1 protein-coding gene and 1 pseudogene are annotated in these 1,173 nt (G+C 57.2%); both read left to right on the forward strand.

Annotation, left to right across the window (positions count from 1 at the left end; translation table 11 throughout):
* Window positions 1–837: pseudogene (locus tag SMC5_RS08265) on the forward strand (hypothetical protein); the annotation flags it as partial.
* A 78-nt stretch (window positions 838–915) separates the two neighbouring features.
* A partial coding sequence (locus tag SMC5_RS08270; protein WP_119120331.1) for a DUF2804 family protein occupies window positions 916–1,173 on the forward strand: 258 nt, incomplete at its 3' end.

A 1,173-nucleotide genomic window follows, 5' to 3' on the forward strand; every position in this document is an offset into this window, starting at 1 on the left:
GGCATCCGGTTTGTCATCGACTACTCGTATGGCACTCCCGTCCAGTTCTTCCCTGCCATTGCAGGAGAGTTTGGCCTCGAGATCATCTCACTGCACGCTTACACTGACGGGCGACGAGCGGTGAGGACGGCGTCTGAGTTCCGGGACGCCAAACGCAAGCTGTCTTCCATGGTCAAGTCGCTGGGAACATCGTTCGGCGTGATCCTGGACGCCTCCGGCGAGAAGATCTTTCTCGTGGACCGGAGCGGTGAGATCCTTTCTGATACTCGTGCCACGGCACTCATAATTGGCTCCAGACATCGGTCCGGGGTCCTGAACTCGGTTACCCTTCCCATTACGGCATCCATCGAGCTGGAACGGTACGTCAAGAATCAGGGCGTCGATGTGCACTGGTGCTCGACGCTACCACGCAACATCATCCACGAAGCGACAAATACCGACGCTGGCGCGGACATCCTGGGAGGCTTCATCTTCTCCCGTGCTGTCCCTTTCTATGACGGTATGCTCTCCATCGGTTTTCTCCTTGAGACGCTTGCCAAGACAGGAGAAGACCTCGTCGCGCTAAAACAGGAGACACCGGCCCGGGATCCCAGCCACCTCGAACTGCCGTGCCCGTGGGAGTCCAAGGGAACCATCATGCGCCGCATGAGCGAGCTCTATCGTGACACTGCGGAGTTCGTCGAAGGGGTCAAAGAACGCGAGGAAGACGGGTACACCCTCGTGCTGCCTGACAGAGACCGCCCGGTACTGCACATCTATTCCAGCTATACGACCGACGAACGTGAACGCGACCGACTGGCTGACGCAGAGAAGAAAATCCGTTCCTGGATGGAATAGCCGAAACCTCGTTGCCGGAAGAAGCCACGAAACTACACCATTCGGTCTAGCCTTTTCAGACTGAGACAGGGGGAAATAGTGGGCGAGCACACCGAGCCGCTTTCGATGATCAACGGCAACGGCCTGGTCAATTTCGGATGGGCCAGGCAACCGCTGTTTGACGTGAACATGACAGCTGCTGCGTCGGTGCATCGACACATCTTCAGTGCGTGGCGCCTCAAGCGGTGGGAATATTTCTACGTCGCTACACCAACAGTCTTCTTCGCAGCGCAGATTGCTCACCTGGGATACCTGGCCAACCTCACCGCATACCTGTATGATATTGAACGCAACGTC

Source organism: Candidatus Cryosericum odellii, assembly GCF_003570935.1.
Lineage (GTDB): Bacteria > Caldisericota > Caldisericia > Cryosericales > Cryosericaceae > Cryosericum > Cryosericum odellii.